23 protein-coding genes are annotated in these 19,519 nt (G+C 62.5%); 15 read left to right on the top strand and 8 right to left on the bottom strand.

The genetic code is table 11. The features are described from left to right. Nucleotides 1-109 precede the first annotated feature (109 nt). Nucleotides 110-2,020, top strand: coding sequence for a translational GTPase TypA (typA, locus tag RAE04_RS05970; protein ID WP_284786586.1), 1,911 nt, complete (start codon nucleotides 110-112; stop codon nucleotides 2,018-2,020). 11 nt (nucleotides 2,021-2,031) lie between these two features. Here the strand turns inward: typA and RAE04_RS05965 are convergent, their stop codons facing one another. Continuing rightward, nucleotides 2,032-2,694, bottom strand: coding sequence for a GOLPH3/VPS74 family protein (locus RAE04_RS05965; protein WP_317026749.1), 663 nt, complete (start codon nucleotides 2,692-2,694; stop codon nucleotides 2,032-2,034). An 89-nt stretch (nucleotides 2,695-2,783) separates the two neighbouring features. Between RAE04_RS05965 and RAE04_RS05960 the strand changes: the two genes are divergently transcribed. From RAE04_RS05960 to RAE04_RS05930, 7 genes are read left to right on the top strand one after another with little or no spacing between them, the layout of a single operon-like run. Continuing rightward, the gene (locus tag RAE04_RS05960; RefSeq protein WP_317026748.1) at nucleotides 2,784-4,415 is read left to right on the top strand and encodes an ABC transporter family substrate-binding protein; all 1,632 of its coding nucleotides are present in this window, start codon (nucleotides 2,784-2,786) and stop codon (nucleotides 4,413-4,415) included. After that, on the top strand, nucleotides 4,405-5,274 hold the full coding sequence (locus RAE04_RS05955) for a PIG-L family deacetylase (RefSeq protein ID WP_317026747.1): 870 nt from the start codon (nucleotides 4,405-4,407) through the stop codon (nucleotides 5,272-5,274). The genes RAE04_RS05960 and RAE04_RS05955 overlap by 11 nt, the downstream gene beginning before the upstream one ends. Next, nucleotides 5,274-5,651, top strand: coding sequence for a hypothetical protein (locus tag RAE04_RS05950; protein WP_198492828.1), 378 nt, complete (start codon nucleotides 5,274-5,276; stop codon nucleotides 5,649-5,651). The genes RAE04_RS05955 and RAE04_RS05950 overlap by 1 nt, the downstream gene beginning before the upstream one ends. Nucleotides 5,652-5,704: 53 nt before the next feature. Then, on the top strand, nucleotides 5,705-6,028 hold the full coding sequence (fdxA, locus tag RAE04_RS05945; protein ID WP_049377970.1) for a ferredoxin: 324 nt from the start codon (nucleotides 5,705-5,707) through the stop codon (nucleotides 6,026-6,028). 3 nt (nucleotides 6,029-6,031) lie between these two features. Beyond that, nucleotides 6,032-7,120: a succinyldiaminopimelate transaminase gene (gene dapC, locus RAE04_RS05940; protein ID WP_287556683.1), complete on the top strand. Its 1,089-nt coding sequence runs from the start codon at nucleotides 6,032-6,034 to the stop codon at nucleotides 7,118-7,120. Continuing rightward, the gene (locus RAE04_RS05935) at nucleotides 7,077-7,952 is read left to right on the top strand and encodes a pseudouridine synthase (protein ID WP_317026746.1); all 876 of its coding nucleotides are present in this window, start codon (nucleotides 7,077-7,079) and stop codon (nucleotides 7,950-7,952) included. The genes dapC and RAE04_RS05935 overlap by 44 nt, the downstream gene beginning before the upstream one ends. A gap of 30 nt (nucleotides 7,953-7,982) precedes the next feature. Next, on the top strand, nucleotides 7,983-8,546 hold the full coding sequence (locus RAE04_RS05930; protein ID WP_049377973.1) for a GtrA family protein: 564 nt from the start codon (nucleotides 7,983-7,985) through the stop codon (nucleotides 8,544-8,546). Nucleotides 8,547-8,770: 224 nt separating this feature from the next. Here RAE04_RS05930 and RAE04_RS05925 read toward each other — a convergent pair whose 3' ends face one another. The 6 genes from RAE04_RS05925 to RAE04_RS05900 form a co-directional block, all read right to left on the bottom strand. After that, nucleotides 8,771-9,253 (bottom strand): hypothetical protein, encoded by a 483-nt coding sequence (locus tag RAE04_RS05925; RefSeq protein WP_049377974.1) that lies wholly within the window; start codon nucleotides 9,251-9,253, stop codon nucleotides 8,771-8,773. Continuing rightward, nucleotides 9,246-9,455 carry a helix-turn-helix transcriptional regulator gene (locus RAE04_RS05920; protein ID WP_049377975.1) on the bottom strand — a complete coding sequence of 70 codons (210 nt, stop codon included), beginning with the start codon at nucleotides 9,453-9,455 and terminating at the stop codon, nucleotides 9,246-9,248. Before RAE04_RS05920 ends, RAE04_RS05925 begins: the two co-directional genes overlap by 8 nt. A 54-nt stretch (nucleotides 9,456-9,509) precedes the next feature. Further along, nucleotides 9,510-10,370 carry a type IV toxin-antitoxin system AbiEi family antitoxin domain-containing protein gene (locus tag RAE04_RS05915; protein WP_317026745.1) on the bottom strand — a complete coding sequence of 287 codons (861 nt, stop codon included), beginning with the start codon at nucleotides 10,368-10,370 and terminating at the stop codon, nucleotides 9,510-9,512. Between the two features lie 354 nt (nucleotides 10,371-10,724). Beyond that, nucleotides 10,725-12,056, bottom strand: a complete 1,332-nt coding sequence (locus RAE04_RS05910; RefSeq protein WP_408933228.1) for an amino acid permease — start codon at nucleotides 12,054-12,056, stop codon at nucleotides 10,725-10,727. A 99-nt stretch (nucleotides 12,057-12,155) separates the two neighbouring features. Next, nucleotides 12,156-13,127, bottom strand: coding sequence for a 2,3,4,5-tetrahydropyridine-2,6-dicarboxylate N-succinyltransferase (dapD, locus tag RAE04_RS05905; RefSeq protein WP_317026743.1), 972 nt, complete (start codon nucleotides 13,125-13,127; stop codon nucleotides 12,156-12,158). A gap of 17 nt (nucleotides 13,128-13,144) precedes the next feature. Continuing rightward, the gene (locus RAE04_RS05900) at nucleotides 13,145-14,503 is read right to left on the bottom strand and encodes an amino acid permease (RefSeq protein ID WP_317026742.1); all 1,359 of its coding nucleotides are present in this window, start codon (nucleotides 14,501-14,503) and stop codon (nucleotides 13,145-13,147) included. Between the two features lie 89 nt (nucleotides 14,504-14,592). Between RAE04_RS05900 and dapE the strand changes: the two genes are divergently transcribed. The 7 genes from dapE to RAE04_RS05865 are packed head-to-tail and all read left to right on the top strand — an operon-like array spanning nucleotide 14,593 to nucleotide 19,348. Then, the gene (gene dapE, locus RAE04_RS05895) at nucleotides 14,593-15,681 is read left to right on the top strand and encodes a succinyl-diaminopimelate desuccinylase (RefSeq protein ID WP_317026741.1); all 1,089 of its coding nucleotides are present in this window, start codon (nucleotides 14,593-14,595) and stop codon (nucleotides 15,679-15,681) included. Between the two features lie 3 nt (nucleotides 15,682-15,684). Next, nucleotides 15,685-16,449, top strand: coding sequence for a TIGR00730 family Rossman fold protein (locus tag RAE04_RS05890; protein ID WP_198492838.1), 765 nt, complete (start codon nucleotides 15,685-15,687; stop codon nucleotides 16,447-16,449). A gap of 14 nt (nucleotides 16,450-16,463) precedes the next feature. After that, nucleotides 16,464-17,276 (top strand): dihydropteroate synthase, encoded by an 813-nt coding sequence (gene folP, locus RAE04_RS05885; RefSeq protein WP_284767753.1) that lies wholly within the window; start codon nucleotides 16,464-16,466, stop codon nucleotides 17,274-17,276. Then, on the top strand, nucleotides 17,273-17,995 hold the full coding sequence (locus tag RAE04_RS05880) for a glucosyl-3-phosphoglycerate synthase (protein ID WP_284767558.1): 723 nt from the start codon (nucleotides 17,273-17,275) through the stop codon (nucleotides 17,993-17,995). The genes folP and RAE04_RS05880 overlap by 4 nt, the downstream gene beginning before the upstream one ends. Before the next feature lie 3 nt (nucleotides 17,996-17,998). Beyond that, entirely contained in the window at nucleotides 17,999-18,292 is a 294-nt protein-coding gene (locus RAE04_RS05875) for a DivIVA domain-containing protein (RefSeq protein WP_287556845.1), read from the top strand. A 12-nt stretch (nucleotides 18,293-18,304) separates the two neighbouring features. Then, nucleotides 18,305-18,472, top strand: a complete 168-nt coding sequence (locus RAE04_RS05870) for a DUF3117 domain-containing protein (RefSeq protein WP_005323535.1) — start codon at nucleotides 18,305-18,307, stop codon at nucleotides 18,470-18,472. A gap of 9 nt (nucleotides 18,473-18,481) precedes the next feature. Continuing rightward, nucleotides 18,482-19,348, top strand: a complete 867-nt coding sequence (locus RAE04_RS05865) for a methyltransferase domain-containing protein (RefSeq protein ID WP_317026740.1) — start codon at nucleotides 18,482-18,484, stop codon at nucleotides 19,346-19,348. A gap of 85 nt (nucleotides 19,349-19,433) precedes the next feature. On the opposite strand, the gene RAE04_RS05860 is transcribed toward RAE04_RS05865, so the two are convergent. After that, the coding region (locus tag RAE04_RS05860; protein ID WP_239274592.1) for an IS3 family transposase at nucleotides 19,434-19,519 on the bottom strand (86 nt) is incomplete at its 5' end.

The raw sequence follows: 19,519 nt of genomic DNA, 5'->3' as shown, positions 1-19,519 counted from the left end.
GCCATCCCCAATGCTGCACTTGGCCCTTTAAGGGGGTATCGTGGGAGCTCGTTCAAGATCAATTTCGCGCGCGCAAGCGCTGTAGATCCTCCGAAGGAGAACCCCACTAGTGAGTAATACCGAGTTCCGTAATGTTGCCATCGTCGCGCACGTTGACCATGGCAAGACCACCCTGGTCAACGGCATGCTGGAGCAGTCCGGCGCCTTTGGTGACCACGGTGAACACACGGACCGCGTCATGGACTCCAATGATCAGGAGCGCGAGCGCGGCATTACCATTCTGGCCAAGAACACGGCCATCCACCGCAAGGGCCTAGGCAAGGACGGCCAGGACCTGATTATTAACGTCATCGACACCCCAGGCCACGCCGACTTCGGTGGCGAGGTCGAGCGCGGTATTTCCATGGTGGATGGCGTCGTCTTGCTCGTCGATGCCTCCGAGGGACCGCTGCCGCAGACCCGCTTCGTGCTCACCAAGGCACTGGAAGCCAAGCTGCCAGTTATCATCTGCGTGAACAAGACTGACCGCCCGGATGCCCGCATCGACGAGGTTGTCTCCGAATCCCAAGACCTCCTGCTGGAAATCGCCGCCGGCCTGGAGGATGAGGAAGCTGCAGCCGCCGCCGAGGAGCTGCTGGACCTGCCGGTTCTCTACGCTTCCGGCCGCGCCGGCGTTGCCTCCACCGAGAACCCAGGCGATGGCAACGTCCCTGCGGGCGAGGATCTGCAGCCGCTTTTCGACGTCATCTATAACGTCCTCCCAGAGCCTTCCGCTACCGTCGACGCCCCACTGCAGGCGCACGTGACCAACCTGGACGCCTCCGACTTCCTAGGCCGTATCGCGCTGCTGCGTATCTACGCCGGCCGCATTAAGAAGGGCCAGCAGGTGGCCTGGATCCACTACGACGAGGATGGCAACCAGCACACCAAGACCGTGAAGGTCGCCGAGCTGCTGCGCACCGTCGGCTTCGAGCGTCAGCCGGCCGAGGAAGCCATCGCCGGTGACATCGTGGCTATCTCCGGCATTTCTGACGTCATGATTGGTGACACCATCGCCGATCCGGAGCACCCTGAGGCTTTGCCGCGCATCACCGTAGACGAGCCGGCCATCTCCATGACCATCGGCGTGAACACCTCCCCGATGGCAGGCCAGGGCGGCGGCGATAAGCTCACCGCGCGTATGGTCAAGGCCCGCTTGGAGCAAGAGCTCATCGGCAACGTTTCCCTGCGCGTGCTGCCCACCGAGCGCCCCGACGCTTGGGAGGTCCAGGGCCGAGGCGAGATGGCGCTGTCCGTGCTTATTGAGTCCATGCGCCGCGAAGGCTTCGAGCTGACGGTTGGTAAGCCGCAGGTTGTGACCAAGGAGATCGACGGCAAGACCTACGAGCCATACGAGATCCTCACCATTGACTCCCCGTCCGAGCACCAAGGTGCTATCACCCAGCTGCTGGCCTCCCGCAAGGGCCAGATGCAGGCCATGGACGTGCGCGAGGGCGACTGGGTACGTATGGTCTTCCGCGTTCCTGCCCGCGGCCTCATCGGCTTCCGCACTCAGTTCATGACCGAGACCCGCGGTGCCGGTATCGCTAACTCCATCTCTGATGGCCTGGATGTCTGGGCCGGTGAGATCAAGTCCCGCCCGACCGGTTCCCTGGTGGCTGACCGCACCGGCCAGATCACCCAGTACGCGCTGATGCAGCTGGCTGACCGCGGCAACTTCTTCGTCGAGCCGGGCGCCGAGGCTTATGAGGGCATGGTCGTTGGTGCCAATAACCGTGATGAGGATATCGACATCAACATCACCAAGGAAAAGAAGCTGACCAATATGCGCTCCGCTACTGCGGATGCCACGGTCACCCTGGCCAAGGCACACACCCTCTCCTTGGAAGAAGCACTGGAATTCTGTGGCAACGACGAGTGCGTCGAGGTCGCCCCGGACGTCCTGCGCGTGCGCAAGGTAGAGCTTTCCGCTACCGACCGCAAGCGTGCCGCCGCCCGCGCCAAGCAGATGAATAAGTAAAAAGCCGCACCCTAGGTGGTGGTGATTGCCGCTGATGTGGCCACCATCGCCGCAACCGCTGCCGCCTCCTCAACTACGGCCTTGACCGCAGAGGAGGCGGTTTTGTCATACTCGACCTCTTTTTTGATTTCCTGAATGCGTGCCCGCATCTCCCGGCGCTTCATTCCCTCCGCATCGTTTTTCAGCAGGGTATAGGCACCGCTGACCTCACGGAGAATATCGAGAATAATAACGTCATTGACCGTGGCTGGGCGCTGCGCCTCCAGGACTGCAACCAACCGCTCGCGCAGTTCCTTTTCCAGCTCCAGGTCCGTCATGATGTAGCGGTCGCCGCTTATCTGCCACCACTTGGCCTTTTCCACATCGAGCAGTCCATTCGCGTGGAAATCCAAAGCGATGATTTCCCGCGGGGTAAACCACGAAGCTTCCAAGAGGCTCGGCATGCCGGTGGCCTTGTGCTGCTGCAGCTCCTCCCAAGCCCAAGCCAACACGGGGTGCTCCGGGCGCTGTGGAGTAGTCTCCACCCTTTTCTTCTTACCGAGCTTTACGTGCCCGCCCAGCAGCAGGTCCGCGAGTACGGTGGCGCGCAGCGCGGCCTCATTATTGGACACCCAGTCTTCCTTCTTACCGTTGTCTTTGGTCAGTAGAAGGAACATTTCTTGGCAGATGAGCATTGGGGCCTCCTCAAAAGTAGCGGTCTATGGCCGAGTCTAGCGCCAATAATCTTCGTTTCGGCGGGGTAGAGGGACTAAAGTAGTCCGCGATGAAAAAGAATCCGGCTTCACCAAGGCGCGCGGCGTCGGCAATCGCTGCGGTACTCAGCACCGCCAGCCTTGCCTTCCTCAGCGCCTGCGCGGCCAACCCCGGCCCACCACCGGTGGTGGAGGATAATGCCTCCGCGCTGCAAGAAGATCAGACCACCACCACGGCTACCCCGGAAGAAGAGCAGCCGCAGGATGCCGACTCCGCCAAGCGCCCGACCATCTCGGTGGGCGTGGACCCTCTGCGCGCGGGATTGAACCCGCACCTAGTGGCCAATAACTCCGAGCTGGTCGACCAGATTGCAGAACTGGTGCTGCCCTCGGCGTTCCACCACGGGCAAAGGGACGCCGATATCCTCGAATCTGCCTCTGAGGTCACCGCTCCAAAGGGCGTGGCGCAACGGGTGCGCTACGTCATTGCCTCGCCCGCACAATGGTCCGATGGCACACCCATTTCCGGTGCGGACTTTAGCTACCTGTGGAAGCAGATGACCACTACCGCCGGTGTGCGCGATCCCGCCGGCTACCACGCTATATCGGCCGTCAATACCTCCGATGGCGGCCGCGTAGTCACCGTGGACTTTTCCCAGAAGGTGAAAGATTGGCACCTGCTTTTCCATAATCTGCTGCCTTCCCACCTGCTGCAGGACGATAATTTCGGCTCTGCCTTAGCCGATAAGATTCCAGCATCGGCCGGGCGCTTCCTCGTCGATAGCGTGGACCGCGGCCGCGGAGTCATTACCTTGAACCGGAACGACCGCTTCTGGAGCGCTAATCCGGCGCAGGTGGACGTCATTCAGCTGCGCGAAGTGCGCGATAGCACCCAGGCGCTCAATATGCTGCGCTCCGGGCAGGTTGGTTTCGCGGACTTTACCCCGGATCAAACCTCCCAGGAGGCACTGGGCCTTTTAGGGCATGTTTCCGATAAAGCTCTGACCCGCCCGCGTCAACTGCGTCTGCACATGTCCACCGCGGATGGAGCACTAGAAGAAAGGGCAGCACGCCGCGGATTGGCCTCGCTGATTGACACGGACCAGGTCGCGCGTTTGGCCACCGGCCGCGCTTCCAACCTTGAGCCCGGGAACAACCCTATAAGTAAGGACACGGATCTCACTGCGCTGCGCACCCGCGCTAGTAAGAAGCCGATTCGCTTTGCGGTAGACCCCACTAGCCCCACCGCCTTGGCCGCGGCCAATACGCTTTATGACGTCCTCGAAGCACACGGGATCGCTGCCGAGGTGGTCTCCGAGCGCCTGACCACGATCACCTCTAAGCTCCTGCCCGAAGGCGAGGTGGATGCGGTGGTGACCTGGGAGGATATCTCCCTGAACTCGGTGGCCGCGGCAAATATCTTCAGCTGTGATGACAAGCAGCCGCTCGCCGGCGATCTGTCCGGAATCTGCCCGGAGAACGCGGATGAGATTCGCGAGGAGATTTTGTCCGGCGCCATGAGTCCGAAGGCAGCCCTCGGCCGCATTCGCGACGTGAACTCTAAGGAAGCCCTCTACGTGCCTTTGGTGGATGAGACGCGTATCCACGCGCTCGGGGAGGGTATTGTAGGCCCCGGCCAAAGCATTGATGATTGGGACGAGGGTCTTATCACCGCGCCCCGCTGGAGGATAGATGAAGACTAAGGACTTAACCGGCTACCGCGTGGTGGCAGTGCACGCCCACCCGGATGATGAAACCCTCTTTATGGGTGGCACCCTGGCAACTCTAGCCGCACGCGGCGCCGAAGTCACCGTCATTACGCTCACCTTGGGCGAGGACGGCGAGGTCATCGGCGAGCCTTATCAGGGCCTGGCCGATCATGATCAGCTCGGTGGTTTCCGCGCCCGCGAATTGGCCAATGCCCTCGATGCCCTGGGCGTCAAGGGAGTTCAATTGGGCGGTTTCGGGCATTTCCGCGACTCCGGTATGGCGGGCTCTCCCTCGCACGAAAACCCGCGTGCACTGGTCAACCGCATCGAGGAGGCGGCCGATTTTCTGAGCGACGAACTCGAGGCGATTCACCCCCACGCCATCCTCACCTACGGGCCCGATGGTGGTTACGGGCACCCCGACCACATTGCGGTGCATAAAGCGGTGATGAAGGCGGCGTCGCCAAGCACGCGCATTTGGTACGGCATTTTTGAACGCGCCGCCAACTATGCCGGTTTGGACACCCTCGATGCGCCGGCAGGGTGGACCAAGCCCAGCCAGGAGTACCTAGATAATTTCACCAACGAGGGCGCGGATGTCACCGTCGCTCTTTCCGACGCCGCCCTTGACACCAAGCGCTGCGCCATGCGCGCCCACGCCTCCCAAATCTGGGTGGCCGATGGCTCCACCACCCGCACCAACCCCGAGGCCGCCGTGGCCGCGCTGCATGAACCCGAGCACGTGCCCGGGGCCTATGGTCTATCCAACCTGCTGGTCATGCCCCTGCTGCGCGCCGAGTACTTCCAGCTGGGCCAGGGCGAGCCGGCCGATGACCTGCTGGGCGGCCTGTAATGCGCACGGATTATAGCCGCGGCGAGCAGGTCACCGGCCTAGTGTGGCTGGCCATCGGTGCCTTACTCTCGGTCTTCCTCGAGGTTATCTACCTCACTGCGCGCATTCCGCTGTCTAACGGCGCGAGCGTGGCCTTTCCCATCACCATCCTGCTTGCGTGGTGGTTTAACTCCGTGCTCACCCGCACCGCCCGGCTATGGAGCCCCGCACCGATGGTCGGCGCCATCCCGCTCATCGTCTGGTGCCTGGGCTTTTTTGCCTTCATGCTCCTCGTACCGATGACAGGAGACATGCTCTTGGCCAATAATATTCTCAGCCTGCTCCTGCTTTTGGCCGGGATAGGCGGGGGCGTTTGGCCATTTTTCAAGCAGAAGTGACATACTGTTAAACATCCCAAATCCGAGACATCAGGAAGTTTCAAGGAATCTCCATGACTTATACGATCGCACAGCCTTGCGTTGACATACTGGACCGCAGCTGCGTTGAGGAATGCCCTGTTGACTGCATCTACGAGGGCAAGCGCATGCTCTACATCCACCCGGATGAGTGCGTGGACTGCGGTGCCTGCGAGCCGGCTTGCCCGGTTGAGGCCATCTTCTACGAGGATGACGTTCCCGATGAGTGGCTGGACTACAACGACGCCAACGCCGCTTTCTTCGATGACCTAGGCTCCCCGGGCGGAGCGGCGGCCCTTGGGCCACAGGACTTTGACGTCCCGATGATTGCCGCGCTTCCGCCACAGAATCAGGAGTAAGACATGGCACGCACACCGCTAGGAAAGACGCTTCCAGACTTCCCCTGGGATTCGCTGGCCGGCGCCAAGAAGAAGGCCCAGGCCCACCCGGGTGGAATCGTTGACCTCTCGGTGGGCAACCCCGTTGACCCCGTATCCCCAGGCGTGCAGCTTGCGTTGACCGCAGCCGCGCAGAACCCTGGTTACCCGCAGACCGCCGGCACCCCGGAGCTGCGCGAGGCCATCGCCGCCGCGCTCACTCGCCGCTATAACATGCAGGTTGACCGCGTCCTGCCGGTGGTCGGCACCAAGGAGGCCATCGCCTGGCTGCCCACGCTTCTGGGAATGCGCGGCGAGACCGTCGCGTTCCCCTCGGTGGCCTATCCCACCTACGAGGTGGGCGCCCTGCTCGCCGGCGCCACGCCGCTGCGCGCGGATTCCGATTTCCAGGATTCCTCCCTGGTCTTTTTAAATTCGCCGTCCAATCCCACCGGCCGCGTCCTTGGCGTGGGGGAGCTGCGCCGCATCGTGGCGTGGGCACGGGAGACCGGCGCCATCATCGCCTCCGATGAGTGCTATATGAGCTTGGGCTGGAACGACGATAACCCGCCGGTATCCATCCTCGATCCGCGCGTGACCGATGGCGATAACACCGGGCTTATTGCCATGCATTCGCTGTCCAAGACCGCGAATATGGCCTCTTACCGCGCCGGCTTCTTCGCGGGCGATAATGACCTCATTGCTGAGCTGCTCCAGCTGCGCAAGCACGCCGGCCTCATCGTTCCAGGTCCCATCCAGGCCGCCATGGTCGCCGCGCTAAACGACGACGACACCGAAGCACTCCAGCGCAACCGCTACGCTTCCCGCCGTGCGGTGCTCATGCACGCGCTTGTCGACGCCGGCTTTACCATCGACCACTCCGATGCCGGCATGTACCTGTGGGCCACCCGGAGCGAGAATTGCCGCGAGACCATCGACTGGCTTGCCGAGCGGGGCATCCTCGCGGCCCCGGGCGACTTTTACGGCCCAGCAGGCGAGAAGCACGTGCGCATCGGGCTCAATGGCACCGATGAGCGCATTGATGCCGCCGTGGACCGCCTCGCCGGTGCCTAATTCCGGTAGACCTCCCGCCCGCGCGGGCATTTCGCCGCGCAAAACGGTCCTGCGCGGCCGCGTGCCCGAGGAAGGGGAGTACTTCGCCGCCCGTGCCGGGGACTCTCCCTTTTCGCCCGGCACCGCGCTGCCGCCCGGTGCCGCGCTCCCGCACCCCGTGCCCGCCTGGTACCACCCTGCGGTGCCGCCGGAGCGCCCGATTCCTTTCGACTACTCCGTGGTCCACGCCGACCGCGACCTCATCGTGGCCGATAAGCCGCACTTCCTGCCCACGACCACCAACGGCCGCCTCCAGCGCGAAACGCTGCAAACCCGCCTGCGCGTAGATTTTGGTGAAGACGACATCGTACCTCTGCACCGCCTGGATCGCCTGACCGCTGGCCTCGTCATCTGCTCCCGCAATCCCGAAACCCGCGCCGCCTACCAGCGCATCTTCCTGGAGGGGAGTGCGGTGAAGAGGTATCGGGGCGTCGTCAAGCAACCGCTTTTCGTGGACCGGGAAATTGCCCTGCGTATGCGCAAGCCCCGCGGGTCGCGCCAAGTGCTCGTCGTCCCTGACGGCGCGCCCACCTCTACGTATGTGCGCGCCGCCGGCCGGGAGGTGACCATGTGGCCGCGCACCGGCCATACCCACCAACTGCGAGTGCTGCTCAATTACCTCGGCCACCCGCTGCTCGGCGACGATACCTATCCCACCCCGCGCAAGCTCGACCTCTATGACTTCCGAACCCCGCTCGCCCTGCTCCACGAGGCTATAAGCTTTATAGATCCTCTATCACATTCCGAGCGTCAATTTTTCAGTTCCCAGGCCTTAAGAACTACAATCGAGTAGTTATTTAATCACTGGCTAGAAAGGCGGCCCATGGCAGACCTCAGCGTGGCGCGCTTTGTGTCCAATTTTGGGCAGTTTCTCAAATTCGGCATCGTTGGCGGTTCGGGAACCCTAGTGAACTTGGTTGCTTCAGTCATCGCCAAAAAATGCGGCTGGGCGTTCTTCGAAGCGATGCCCAATGACCCGCTGGTCAACCTCTTCGGAACCCAATTTCACCTGCGCTGGTTCATGCTGTATTCCACCATCGCTTTCTTGGTCGCGAATACGTGGAATTACCAGCTCAACCGCATGTGGACCTTCAAGTCAGTGTCTAAAGTGTCCTGGATTCGCGGATTCTTCCCCTTCTTGCTCGCCGGTATTGGTGCTTTTTTGGTGTCGATGGCGATTCAGCACCTGCTGATGAATCCCACCTCTTCGCTGCATCTGCCGGCCGATATTTTGGATGATTCCACCGGCCTGCGCACTATGTATTACTGGGCAAATGCGATTTCTATCATCGTGGCGATGCCTATCAACTTCGTTATTAACAAGCTGTGGACCTTCCGCTCGAAGCCGAAGACGCCTCAGGTTGTCCACGAAACTGAACCTGCCTAGCCAGGCCCCGGGCCGGGCTCACCCGCTTCGCTCCGACCCGCCCCAACTCCCCAACACCCTTTGGCTCCATCGCCCTTCGCGCTCACCAGCGCACGGCGATGGGGCTTTTTCTTGCTTGCCGGTGAGCGTGAAGGGGTGGTACCTTTCCACGCGCTCACTGGGGCAGAAAACGCGGGAACCCGCCGTCCGCGGTGAGCGCGAAGGGCAGGTGGAAGGGAGCGGGACTAGTCTTCGAGCTCGGCATCCAGGCGAGCCTGGTCGCGGCGGTGCTGGCGGCGACGGATGAAGGGGGTGAGGATGAGTACGGTGATTGCACCGACGGCGGTGCCGAGGAGGTAAGAGGCGGGGTTGTGGCCGTCGGCAGGCGCGTAGGCGTTATAGGCAATGCCGACGAACATGGCGATGAGCGGGATGAAGTAGACGGCCATTGCGGTCCAATTTCGGCCCACCGGAGGGGTGGCGACGCGTTGACGCATCCACGCGGTGCCGATCGTGTTGCCGAGGATGGACGGTACGAGCGCGAGGAAGCACAGCATGCTCATTCGGCCGGGGAGGACCCAAGCGAGGATTGCGGCGACGACGAGCTCGAGGAATGGGATGAGAGTGATGCTAATTGCGCTGGCTTTATAGAGCGTGTCGCGTTCGAATTCATCGCGAGTGGCGCGTTCAATTTCAGTATGGGTGTAGTTGGCGATGGCGTTAATCATGTTGTTCGGCTCCAAAGATTTCTTCGACGGATTTACCTAGTTCGTGGCAAATGTCCAGCGCGAGGTGCACGGAAGGGGAGTAATTGCCCCGTTCGATATTGGCAATGGTCTGACGGGAGACGCCGGCTTTTTCAGCGAGTTCGGCTTGTGATAATTCGAGCCAGCGGCGCCACTTGCGGACCATGTTGGGGTGGTCGGCCATCCGGACTCCTTTACTGTCTGTCTTGCTTATATGTCTTAATGTAAAGGATAGTTGTCATTTAGGCAAATGTCTCACACATAGATGCCACTTCCAATAAGGCTGAGCTGCTGAGGTCGGAAGCTCAGGGTTGCGGCCTTTTAGCACCTCAATAGTGGCTTTGATAAGTAGGATGGCTTCACTGAGGTGGTAGTTGATGTCGTCGGCAGTAAAGCGCAGGACCGTATACCCGTGGGCGACGGCCGCGTTTTGTTTGGAGCGGTCAGCTTGAAAGGCCACGCTGTGTTTGTGGTATTCCCAGCCATCGATCTCCACCAGGAGCCTTCCAATCCTGAGATCAAAGCGGTACCCAGCAATGAGAGCATTGTGTTCTGGGAAAATTCCTACAGTGCGCAGCTTTCTGCTTAAAGTGCGCTCCGGCGGGCTATCCGCTCCAATCGCAGCGTGCTGGATCGTCTCCTTTAGAGAATTCGGGACGCGTCGCATTCGCCGACGGTCCATTTCTAGACGGCTGGGTCCGTGCTTTCCCCGGTAGTGTTCTTCCAAAAGAGGTCTGCAGGCCCGCGAAATCCTACGCGCGGCCCACAAGGGTTGCACTACCGGAAGGCCGTTGACCTTGTGCGTGGCTTGAAGTCGCGAGTGTGAAACGCGAAAGTTCTTTCCCTTCAAAGTGCGCGGTCCCTCCGCTTCCAAAGGAAATGTCAGCTGCCGGCCGAGGTAAATCTCCTGCGCCGTTTTTCCCGTGAAATGGATGCGGCTGAGCCCATGTGCCAGTGCCCGCGCCACCGCCCAGGGCGTCCATTCATCGGTATAAATCCCCCGATGTACGCGAAAGAGCTTCCCCTCGCGTATCTTGCGACGAAGCGCATCCTTGCTCAAACCTTGCCCGCGTAGTTCCGCGGTAGTCCATTCCCCCATGGGCTTAACCTAAGCCGTCGTGTTGGGCTGAAGCTACGCGCGTCGCGGCATCCTGTGGATAACCCGGGGTTCGGAGGCAATCTTCCGCTGCGTGGTCCGGATGGCTGTGGATAACTGCCCTTCGGGCTCACCGGCGGCCCCGGGTGGCCCCGATTTGTGCTCCCCGTGAGCGCGGCGGGAGGGCCATGGGCAGAGTCGCCCCTGGCGCTCACCAGGTAGGTGATGAAAAAGAGAGACCCCGCCTCGTGCCGGTGAGCGCGAAGGGCGGGGAGTGGCCAAAGGCGGGGGTGTGCAAGGGCGGGGCGTGGCCGAGGGCGGAGGGAAGGGGCGAGGTGAGCCCCTGGGATAAGGGGGCTAGGTCAGAGGCAGCGTCGAGGTCGGGTTGATGCCGCGCACCTTGGAATTGATGACGCCGGCGAGGGCGAGCACCGCGAACATGGCGGCGGCGGAGAGGAGTTGGGTGCGGGCGGTGGCGTCGGTAAGCATGAGCACCGCGATGGCCGCAAAGAGGGCGAGGGCGAACCAAGTGAGGTAGGGGAAGGCCCACATGCGGATGGGCAGCGGGTGGAGGGCCTCGAGCTGGCGGCGCAGGCGCAGCTGGCTGACGGCGATGAAGACCCAGACGATGAGCAGGGAGGCGCCGGCGGCGTTGAGCATGAAGGTAAGAAGCCAGCCTGTATCGGCGTAGTTGAGCACGACCATGACGGCCGAGAGGAGGACGGACAGGCCGATGGCGGTGGTGGGAACGCCGTCCTTATTGGTGGTGGTGAAGATGCGCGGGGCCTCACCGCGGGAGGCTAGGGAGTGCATCATGCGGGAGGAGGCGTAGATCTGCGAGTTGAAGGCGGAAAGTAGCGCGAGGACGATGACGACCTCCATAATGCCGGCCGCGCCCGGGATGCCGGCGCGTTCGAGAACCATGGTGAAGGGCGATTCTGCGGCCGTGGAGGCGTCTCCCAGGATGGAATAGGGCAGGAGGAACGTGATGACCAGGACAGAGCCTAGGTAGAACACGGAGATGCGCAAGATGGTGGAGCGCACGGCATTGACCAGGGACTTCTCTGGGTCCTCGGATTCGGCGGAGGCGATGGCAACCACCTCGATGCCGCCGAAGGCGAAGGCCACTGCGAGCAGGCCGGCCGCGACGCCGCCGAGGCCATTAGGCATGAAGCCGTCCTCTAGGAAGACGGAAGTTCCGATGAAGGAATGACCGGGCAGAAGGCCTAGGATGAGCAGCGCGCCGATGATGAGAAAGGCCACGATTACGATGACCTTGATGAGGGCGAACCAATACTCGAATTCGCCGAAGCTGCGCACGCGCAGCAGATTGACGATGCCGAAGAGGACCACGCAAATAGCGGCGGGGATCCACGGCGAGACGTTGAACCAAGAGCCAATGAAGCCGGCCGCGCCGGTGATTTCGGCGCCAAGGACGGCGACGGTGGCTAGCCAATAAATCCAGCCCTGGGTAAAGCCCGCCCAGCGGCCGATGCCGTGTTCGGCGTATTCGGAAAAGGAGCCGGAGGCGGGGATAACGGTGCCCATCTCGCCCAGCATCTGCATCACCAAAATGGCCAGAAAGCCAGCGATGACGTAAGCGAGGAGCACGGCGGGGCCGGCGGCGGAGATGCCGACGCCGGTGCCCAAGAAAAGTCCGGCACCGATGGTGGAGCCTAGCCCCATCATCGTCAGGTGGCGGACCTTCAGGCCAGAACCGAGGGTGGAGGAGTTATCAGTCACCCCTCCATCTTATTTTGCCCGATTGAGCTATAGGAATCGGGGGTATTAATTCTTGTGCAGCTCGTCGTTAAGCGCGACGGCCTCGGCCTTCCACTCCACGGCCTCAACCGCACCGGAGACGGAGTTGCGGCGCAGCAGCATGCCGGAGGCACCGGAGAGCTGGGAACCCTTGACGTTCTCGCCATTATCAACGCCCAGTGCTTCCGCGACCTTGCCAAAGACGGTTACCTTGGTGCCGGCGGTGACGTAGAGGCCGGCTTCGACCACGGCGTCGTCGCCAAGCGAAATGCCAATGCCGGAGTTGGCGCCGAGGAGGCAGCGCTCGCCGATGGAGATGACCTCCTTGCCGCCGCCGGATAGGGTGCCCATGATGGACGCGCCGCCGCCGATATCGGAGCCATCGCCCACGACGACGCCCGCGGAGATGCGGCCCTCCACCATGGAGGCGCCCAGGGTGCCGGCGTTGAAGTTGACGAAGCCCTCGTGCATGACGGTGGTGCCCTCAGCCAGGTGGGCGCCCAAGCGCACGCGGTCTGCGTCACCAATGCGGACGCCGGACGGCACAACGTAGTCCACCATGCGGGGGAACTTGTCCACGGAGTAAACAACGACCGGGCCGCGGGAGGCCAGGCGGCCGCGCACCATCTGGAAATCGGACACGGCGCACGGACCGTAGTTGGTCCAGACCACATTATTGAGGTGGCCGAAGATGCCATTCATATTCAGGCCGTGTGGCTTGACCGCGCGGTGGGACAGGAGGTGCAGGCGCAGGTAAGCATCGTAGGTATCGACGGGGGCGTCATCCAGATCCTTGATGGAGGTCTCAACGGCAACGCGGGCCACTCCACGCTCCTCGTCCGGGCCTGCCAGCGCGGAGAACTGCTGGGGGACCTCCTCCAAGCGCTTGGTTTCGGTGGTCTCTACGTTCTTATCGGTGTAGACGGCCGGGAACCATACGTCCAAGACGGTGCCGTCATGGGTAATGGTTGCTAGGCCGCGTGCGGATGCAGAAGTCATGCCCGCTAGCTTAGCAACTAATTCTGCGCCCCCGCGCGCTGGCCGGTGGGAAGCACAAAGGACAAGATGACGAGCACCGCAGCGAGGATGAGCACGGAGATTACCTGGTTGCGTGCGGCCGGATCAAAGAGCATCAGCAGGGTTAGCCCGCCCAGGGCGGCGGCCGTGATCCAGGGCAGCCAGGGGAAGCCGGGCACGTGGATTTCCGTCAGCTCGCCGTTCTTGCGCAGCACGGGGTGCAGCTTAATAAAGGAAGCCACGATGAAGGACCAGATGACCAGCAGGCACCCGCCGACGGCGTTGAAGAGGAATGCCAGGAGCCCCGGCGGGTTCCAGAACTGCAGGCCCACCGAAGCGAAGGCGAAGACCATGGACAAGATGACTGCGTTGATGGGGGAGCCGGCGCGATTTCGCTTGAGGAAGAATCCCGGGGCGCAGTGGTCCTTGGCCATATCAAAGACCAACCGGGAGGTGGCGTAAATCTGCGCGTTGAAGGCGGAGAGCAGGGCGAGGGCGATAATCGCTTCCATGAAGCCGGCCGCGAAGGGAATCTTGGCGGCCGCGAGCACTAGGGTGAAGGGGGAATCGGCCGCGACATCGGCGTCCTGGATGGAGCTAAACGGCAGCGCCATGGTGATCACTACGATAGAGCCGATGTAAAAAATCATGATGCGCACGATGATGGCGCGCACCGCGGTGGCGACGTTATGCGCCGGATCCTCGGACTCGGCGGCCGCGATGGTCACTAGCTCGATGCCGCCGAAGGCAAAGGCGACGGCCAGCAATCCGGCGGCGAAGCCAGGCATGCCATTGGGCAGGAAGTTATCGGTGAAATTGGTACCGGCCAAGGAGACATCCATGCCCGGCAGGATGCCCAGCGCCATGAGTGCGCCGATGACGAGGAAGGCGACGATGACTCCGACCTTGATGATGGCGAACCAGAACTCGAACTCACCAAAACCGCCCACGGCCGCGAAGTTGACCACCGCGAAGAAGGCCACGGCAATAAGCGCTGGAATCCACGGGGCAATATCGAACCAGTTGGAAATGATGGCGGCCGCGCCGGTGATTTCGGCGCCCATGACCATGATCAGCATGAACCAGTAAATCCACCCCATGGTAAAGCGCGCCCAGTGACCGAAGGCCTGGCCGGCGTAGGTGGAAAATGACCCCAAAGAGGGGCGGGCGGCGGCCATTTCACCCAGCATCCACATCACTAGTGCGATGAGCGCGCCGGCTACGGCATAGGAGATGAGGACGGAGGTGCCGGAAATCTGGATGCCGAGGCCCACGCCGAGGAAGAGGCCTGCGCCCACGGCGGAGCCAAGGCCCATCATCGTGAGATGACGGGATTTCAATTGAGTGGCTTCGGCCATTGTTATCACCTTAGGGAGGACGAATTATTTGCAGTGAAGTGAACTTTACACAATGCGGTGAGCTGCGCGGAGCGCTAGCATGGCGCTTTGTGACTTTAGATCTATATGCAGACCCCATCGAACTAACCAAGGCGCTCGTGGATATTCCGAGCCCCTCCCACCATGAGGAGGCCATCGCAGACGCCATCGAAGAAGCGCTGCGCGGATTGGACGTCGAGGTTGCCCGCTACGGCAATACCGTGTGCGCCCGGACGAACCGCGGGCTAGATTCCCGCGTAGTACTCGCCGGCCACATTGATACCGTTCCGTTGGCAGAAAATGTACCGCATCACATGGAAACCTCTGAAGACGGGGTAGAGGTTATGTGGGGCTGCGGCACTGTGGACATGAAGTCCGGCATGTCAGTCTACCTCAATGCCTTTGCCCAGCTGCACGAAGCGGACGAGCTCAAGCATGACCTCACCGTCATCGCCTACGAGGGCGAAGAAGTAGCAACTGAATTTAATGGCCTGGGCCACCTGCAAAAGGACCACCCGGAGTGGCTCGAGGGCGATTTCGCGCTGCTGGGTGAGCCCTCCGGCGCGATGGTGGAGGCTGGCTGCCAGGGCTCCATCCGCCTGCGCGTTACCGCCCACGGCACCCGCGCGCACTCGGCCCGCGCCTGGCTCGGCTCCAACGCAGCACACAAGCTCGCGCCCATTATGAGCCGCATCGCCGCCTATGAATCCCGCGATGTCACCATCGATGGCTGCACCTACCGCGAGGGCCTCAACATCGTCCACCTCGAGTCCGGCGTGGCCACCAATACGCTGCCGGATGAAGCATGGATGTTTGTAAACTTCCGCTTCGCGCCGGATCGCACGAGCGACGAGGCGCTGGACTACATGAAGTCCATTATCGGCGAGGAAGAAGACATCACCATCGAGATCGATGACATCGCACCGGCCGCCCAGCCCGGTTTGGGCCAACCAGCGGCCAAGGCGCTTATCGACGCCGTTGGGGGCAACGTCCGCGCCAAGTATGGCTGGACCGACGTCGCCCGCTTCTCCGAAATGGGCACCCCGGCAGTAAACTTCGGCGCTGGTGACCCTGGGTTTGCGCATAAGAAGGACGAGCAGGTTCCTACCGCGCAGATCACCGAAGTATCCACCGCCCTCTTGAACTACCTGAAGGGATAGACCATGACCCCTGAGCAGATGCGCACCCTGCGCGGCCCGATGTTGCTGCGCACCGAAGGCGAGCAGGCCTCCACCTTTGATCAGCGGCTCTTGGAGTCCGGCGCGGACCATGAGTGGCAGCATGCTGATCCGTGGCGCGTCCTGCGCATCCAAGGCGAGTTCGTCGCTGGCTTCGATGCGCTTTCCAAGCTGCCGAAGGCCGTTACCGTCTTCGGCTCCGCGCGCACCACGCCGGAGGATGCGAGCTACCAGTTGGGCGTCGAGGTTGGCCGCAAGCTGGCCGAGCACTCCTATGCCGTCATCACCGGCGGCGGCCCCGGCATCATGGAGGCAGCCAACCGCGGTGCCCATGAGGCCGGCGGGCTCTCCGTGGGCCTGGGCATCGAGCTGCCCCACGAGCAGGGGCTTAACGAGTATGTGGATCTGGGCCTGAATTTCCGCTACTTCTTTGCTCGCAAGACGATGTTCTTGAAGTACTCGCAGGCCTTCATTTGCCTACCTGGTGGCATGGGCACGATGGATGAGTTCTTCGAGGTCATGTGCATGGTGCAGACCGGAAAGGTGACCAATTACCCCATCGTGCTCATGGGCACTGAGTACTGGTCCGGCCTGCTGGAATGGATGGACAACACGCTCGCGGCCAGCGGGTATATCAACGAGGGCGACCGGGAGCTTTTCCTGCTTACCGACGACCCCGATGAGGCCCTCTCCCACATCATCCAGCGCCACCAAGTCATGAGTGATAAGCGCATTAGGGAGCCGCGTTGAGCCTCGCGCGTGTGATGGCGATTGTCAATCGCACCCCGGATTCCTTCTATGACAAGGGCGCAACCTTTGACCTTGACCCGGCGCTGCGCCGCTGCGATGAGGTGATTGCGGCCGGTGCGTCAATCGTCGATATTGGTGGCGTGAAGGCTGGTCCTGGCAAGGCCGTGGACGCGGCGGAGGAAATCGACCGCGTGGTGCCGATCATCGAGGAGGTGCACGAGCGCCACCCGGATGTGCTCATCTCCGTCGATACCTGGCGCAGCGAGGTGGCAGAGGCCGCCGTCGCAGCCGGCGCCGGCCTAGTCAATGACACGTGGGCCGGCTGGGACCCCGGGCTCATCGAGGTCGCCGGCCACCACCGTGTGGGCTACGTGTGTTCGCACACCGGCGGCATCACCCCGCGCACCAGACCGCATCGCGTCCACTTCGACGACGTGGTGGCCGATGTCATCGCGGAAACCACCCAACTGGCCGAGCGCGCCGCCTCCCTCGGCTGCCCGGAGGAACTGACCTTCATCGATCCGACGCATGACTTTGGCAAGAACACCTTCCACGGGCTCGAGCTCCTGCGGCGTATCGACGAGGTCGTGGCCACCGGTTGGCCGGTGCTCATGGCGCTATCCAATAAGGACTTCGTGGGCGAGACGCTCGACCGCGGGGTAGGCGAGCGTGTGGCCGGCACCCTGGCCGCCACCGCGTGGTCCGCCGCCCGCGGCGTGGCCGCCTTTCGCGTGCACGAGGTGGCCGAGACTGCCGATGTCATCCGTATGACTGCCGCCATCCAAGGCGAGGTCGCCCCGCTAGCAACCACGCGAGGCCTTGCATGACCGTCTCCGTTATCATTCCAGCGCTCAACGAGGAGGGTACCGTCGCAGACGTCGTGCGCGCCTGCCTCGCCGATGAACCGCTCGAGGTGCTCGTCATCGACGCCGACTCCACCGACGCCACCGCCTCCCGCGCTGCCGCTGCCGGAGCGGATGTGCGCAATTGGCGCGATATCCTCCCTGAGGAACCGCGACCCGGTAAGGGCGAATCCCTCTGGCGCGGGGTTGCCGCGGCGAAGGGAGATATCGTCGTCTTTGTCGACGCCGACCTCGAATCCGCCGCGCCCGGCATGGTCACTGCCTTGGCCGCGCCCTTCGCCGACCCCGCGGTGGAGATGGTCAAAGCCCGCTACCGCCGCAGCCTCAACGGCCAGCCCACCGGCGGCGGCCGCGTGACTGAACTGACTGCCAAGCCGCTCATTAAGCAGTTCTTTCCCGATCTCGCCCACATCGATCAGCCTCTTGGAGGCGAATACGCCCTGCGCCGCGCCACCGCCCTAGAACTGCCCTTCGTGGAGGGGTATGGGGTGGAAGCGGGGCTACTGGTGGACGTCGGCAAGCGGGGCGTAGTGGCACAGGTAGACTTGGGCACGCGGGTACACCGCAACCGGCCGCTGCACGAGCTGGTGCCGATGGCCGAGGTAGTCGCGCGCACGCTGCTCGCCCGCGCCGGGGTCCTCGCGCCCGTTGCTCAACGCCCGCCGCTAAAAGGTAAGGTTTAAGCCATGCTGTCTTGGATTATGCTCCTCCTCGTCCTGATCGCCCTGACCGTCATCGGCACCTGGGTTTGGGGCTCCATTTTTGGCCGCGGCGAGGTCATGCACCCGCTCGACGAGCCGCAGAAGGTGCGGGAAAATAACCGCGCCGCCCTCCGTGAAGGCCGCCTTGACCAGGTAAAATTTGAGGTCGTTCCCCGTGGATACCGCCAGGATCAGGTGGACGATCTCCTCGCGCAACTGGAGGAACAACTATCTTCCGCGCAGAAAAGGTCTAAGCTGGAAGGAAAAGACGTTAACTAAAGGAGACTCACTATGGCAGCAATGAAGCCGCGCACCACGGGCGGAGAAATGGAAGCAGTAGAGGAGTCCCGCAAAATTGTAATGCGCATCCCCTCGGATGGCGGCGGTCGCATCGTCATCGAGCTGAGCAAGGACGAAGCCGCCGAGCTCGGTTCCCTGTTGACCGAGGTTTCTAGCTAGTCTAGGTACATGCTTTCTCATATCGTCGACATTCTGGCCGATCCCAACGATGGCACCGCGCTTTCTGGTGCCGATGATTTCTCTCGACTCGTCTCGGAATCCGGCCACTCTTTTGATGTGGCCAAGCAGGGCTATGTCACCCTTGCCGCCGGCGCCGGGCTCAAGCACAAGGGCGATGACATGGATATGGTCAACGCCCGTGAGACCTATCTGGCCATGGGCCACTTCGCGCCCTTCGTTGAGGCGGTAACCGGGGCCGTCCAGGACGCACTGGATTCCGCTCCCTTGGCTGAGTCCAAGCCCGCCTCCCTCCTCGAGGTGGGCGCCGGCACCGGCTACTACCTGGCCCATACTCTGGACTCCATCGCGGAAGCCCGCGGCGTCGGCCTCGACATTTCCCCGCACGCCGCGAAACACTTGGCCAAGTGCCACCCGCGCGTCGGCGCCGTCGTGGCCGATGTATGGGAGCGCCTGCCCATCCGGGATGAGTCCGTCGACGCAATCTCCGTAGTCTTCGCCCCGCGCAATCCAGCCGAATTCCAACGCGCGCTCGCCCCGGGCGGCCAGGTCATCGTCTTGACGCCGGGCGCTGGACACCTGGATGATCTGCGCGAGCCGCTCGGCATCCTCGGCGTGGAAGAAGGCAAGGTCGAGCGCATGTATGAGCAGGCCGAGGGCTTCCTCGAGCAGGCGGCCGATCCGGTCGATATCTCGTTCCCCATCGAGCTTGATAAGGCCTCCGTCGCCGCTCAGGTGGGCATGAGCCCGTCCGCGCGCCACATCAGCGCCGGCGAACTCGCCGAGCGCATGGCCGCGCTGCCCCCGACGCTCACGGTCACCGCCCGCGCCCGCTTGGATCGCCTCCGCGCCGTCTAGCTCCCGGTCGGCCACAGCCACACCTCCACCGCCCTTCGCGCTCACCGGAAGTGAACTGGCCCCCGAAAGTTGGACTGGTTTAATTCTAGGCGGTTAGGGCTTCAAGGGTCTGATTTCGATATTGCATCGGGGTTAGACCCTTGAGTCGTTGTTGGATGCGTTCGGTGTTGT

Source organism: Corynebacterium sp. CTNIH16 (assembly GCF_032821655.1).
Taxonomy (GTDB): Bacteria; Actinomycetota; Actinomycetes; order Mycobacteriales; family Mycobacteriaceae; genus Corynebacterium; species Corynebacterium marquesiae.
Note: the sequence above shows the minus strand (reverse complement) of the source record. Positions and strands in the feature narration are given on the sequence as shown.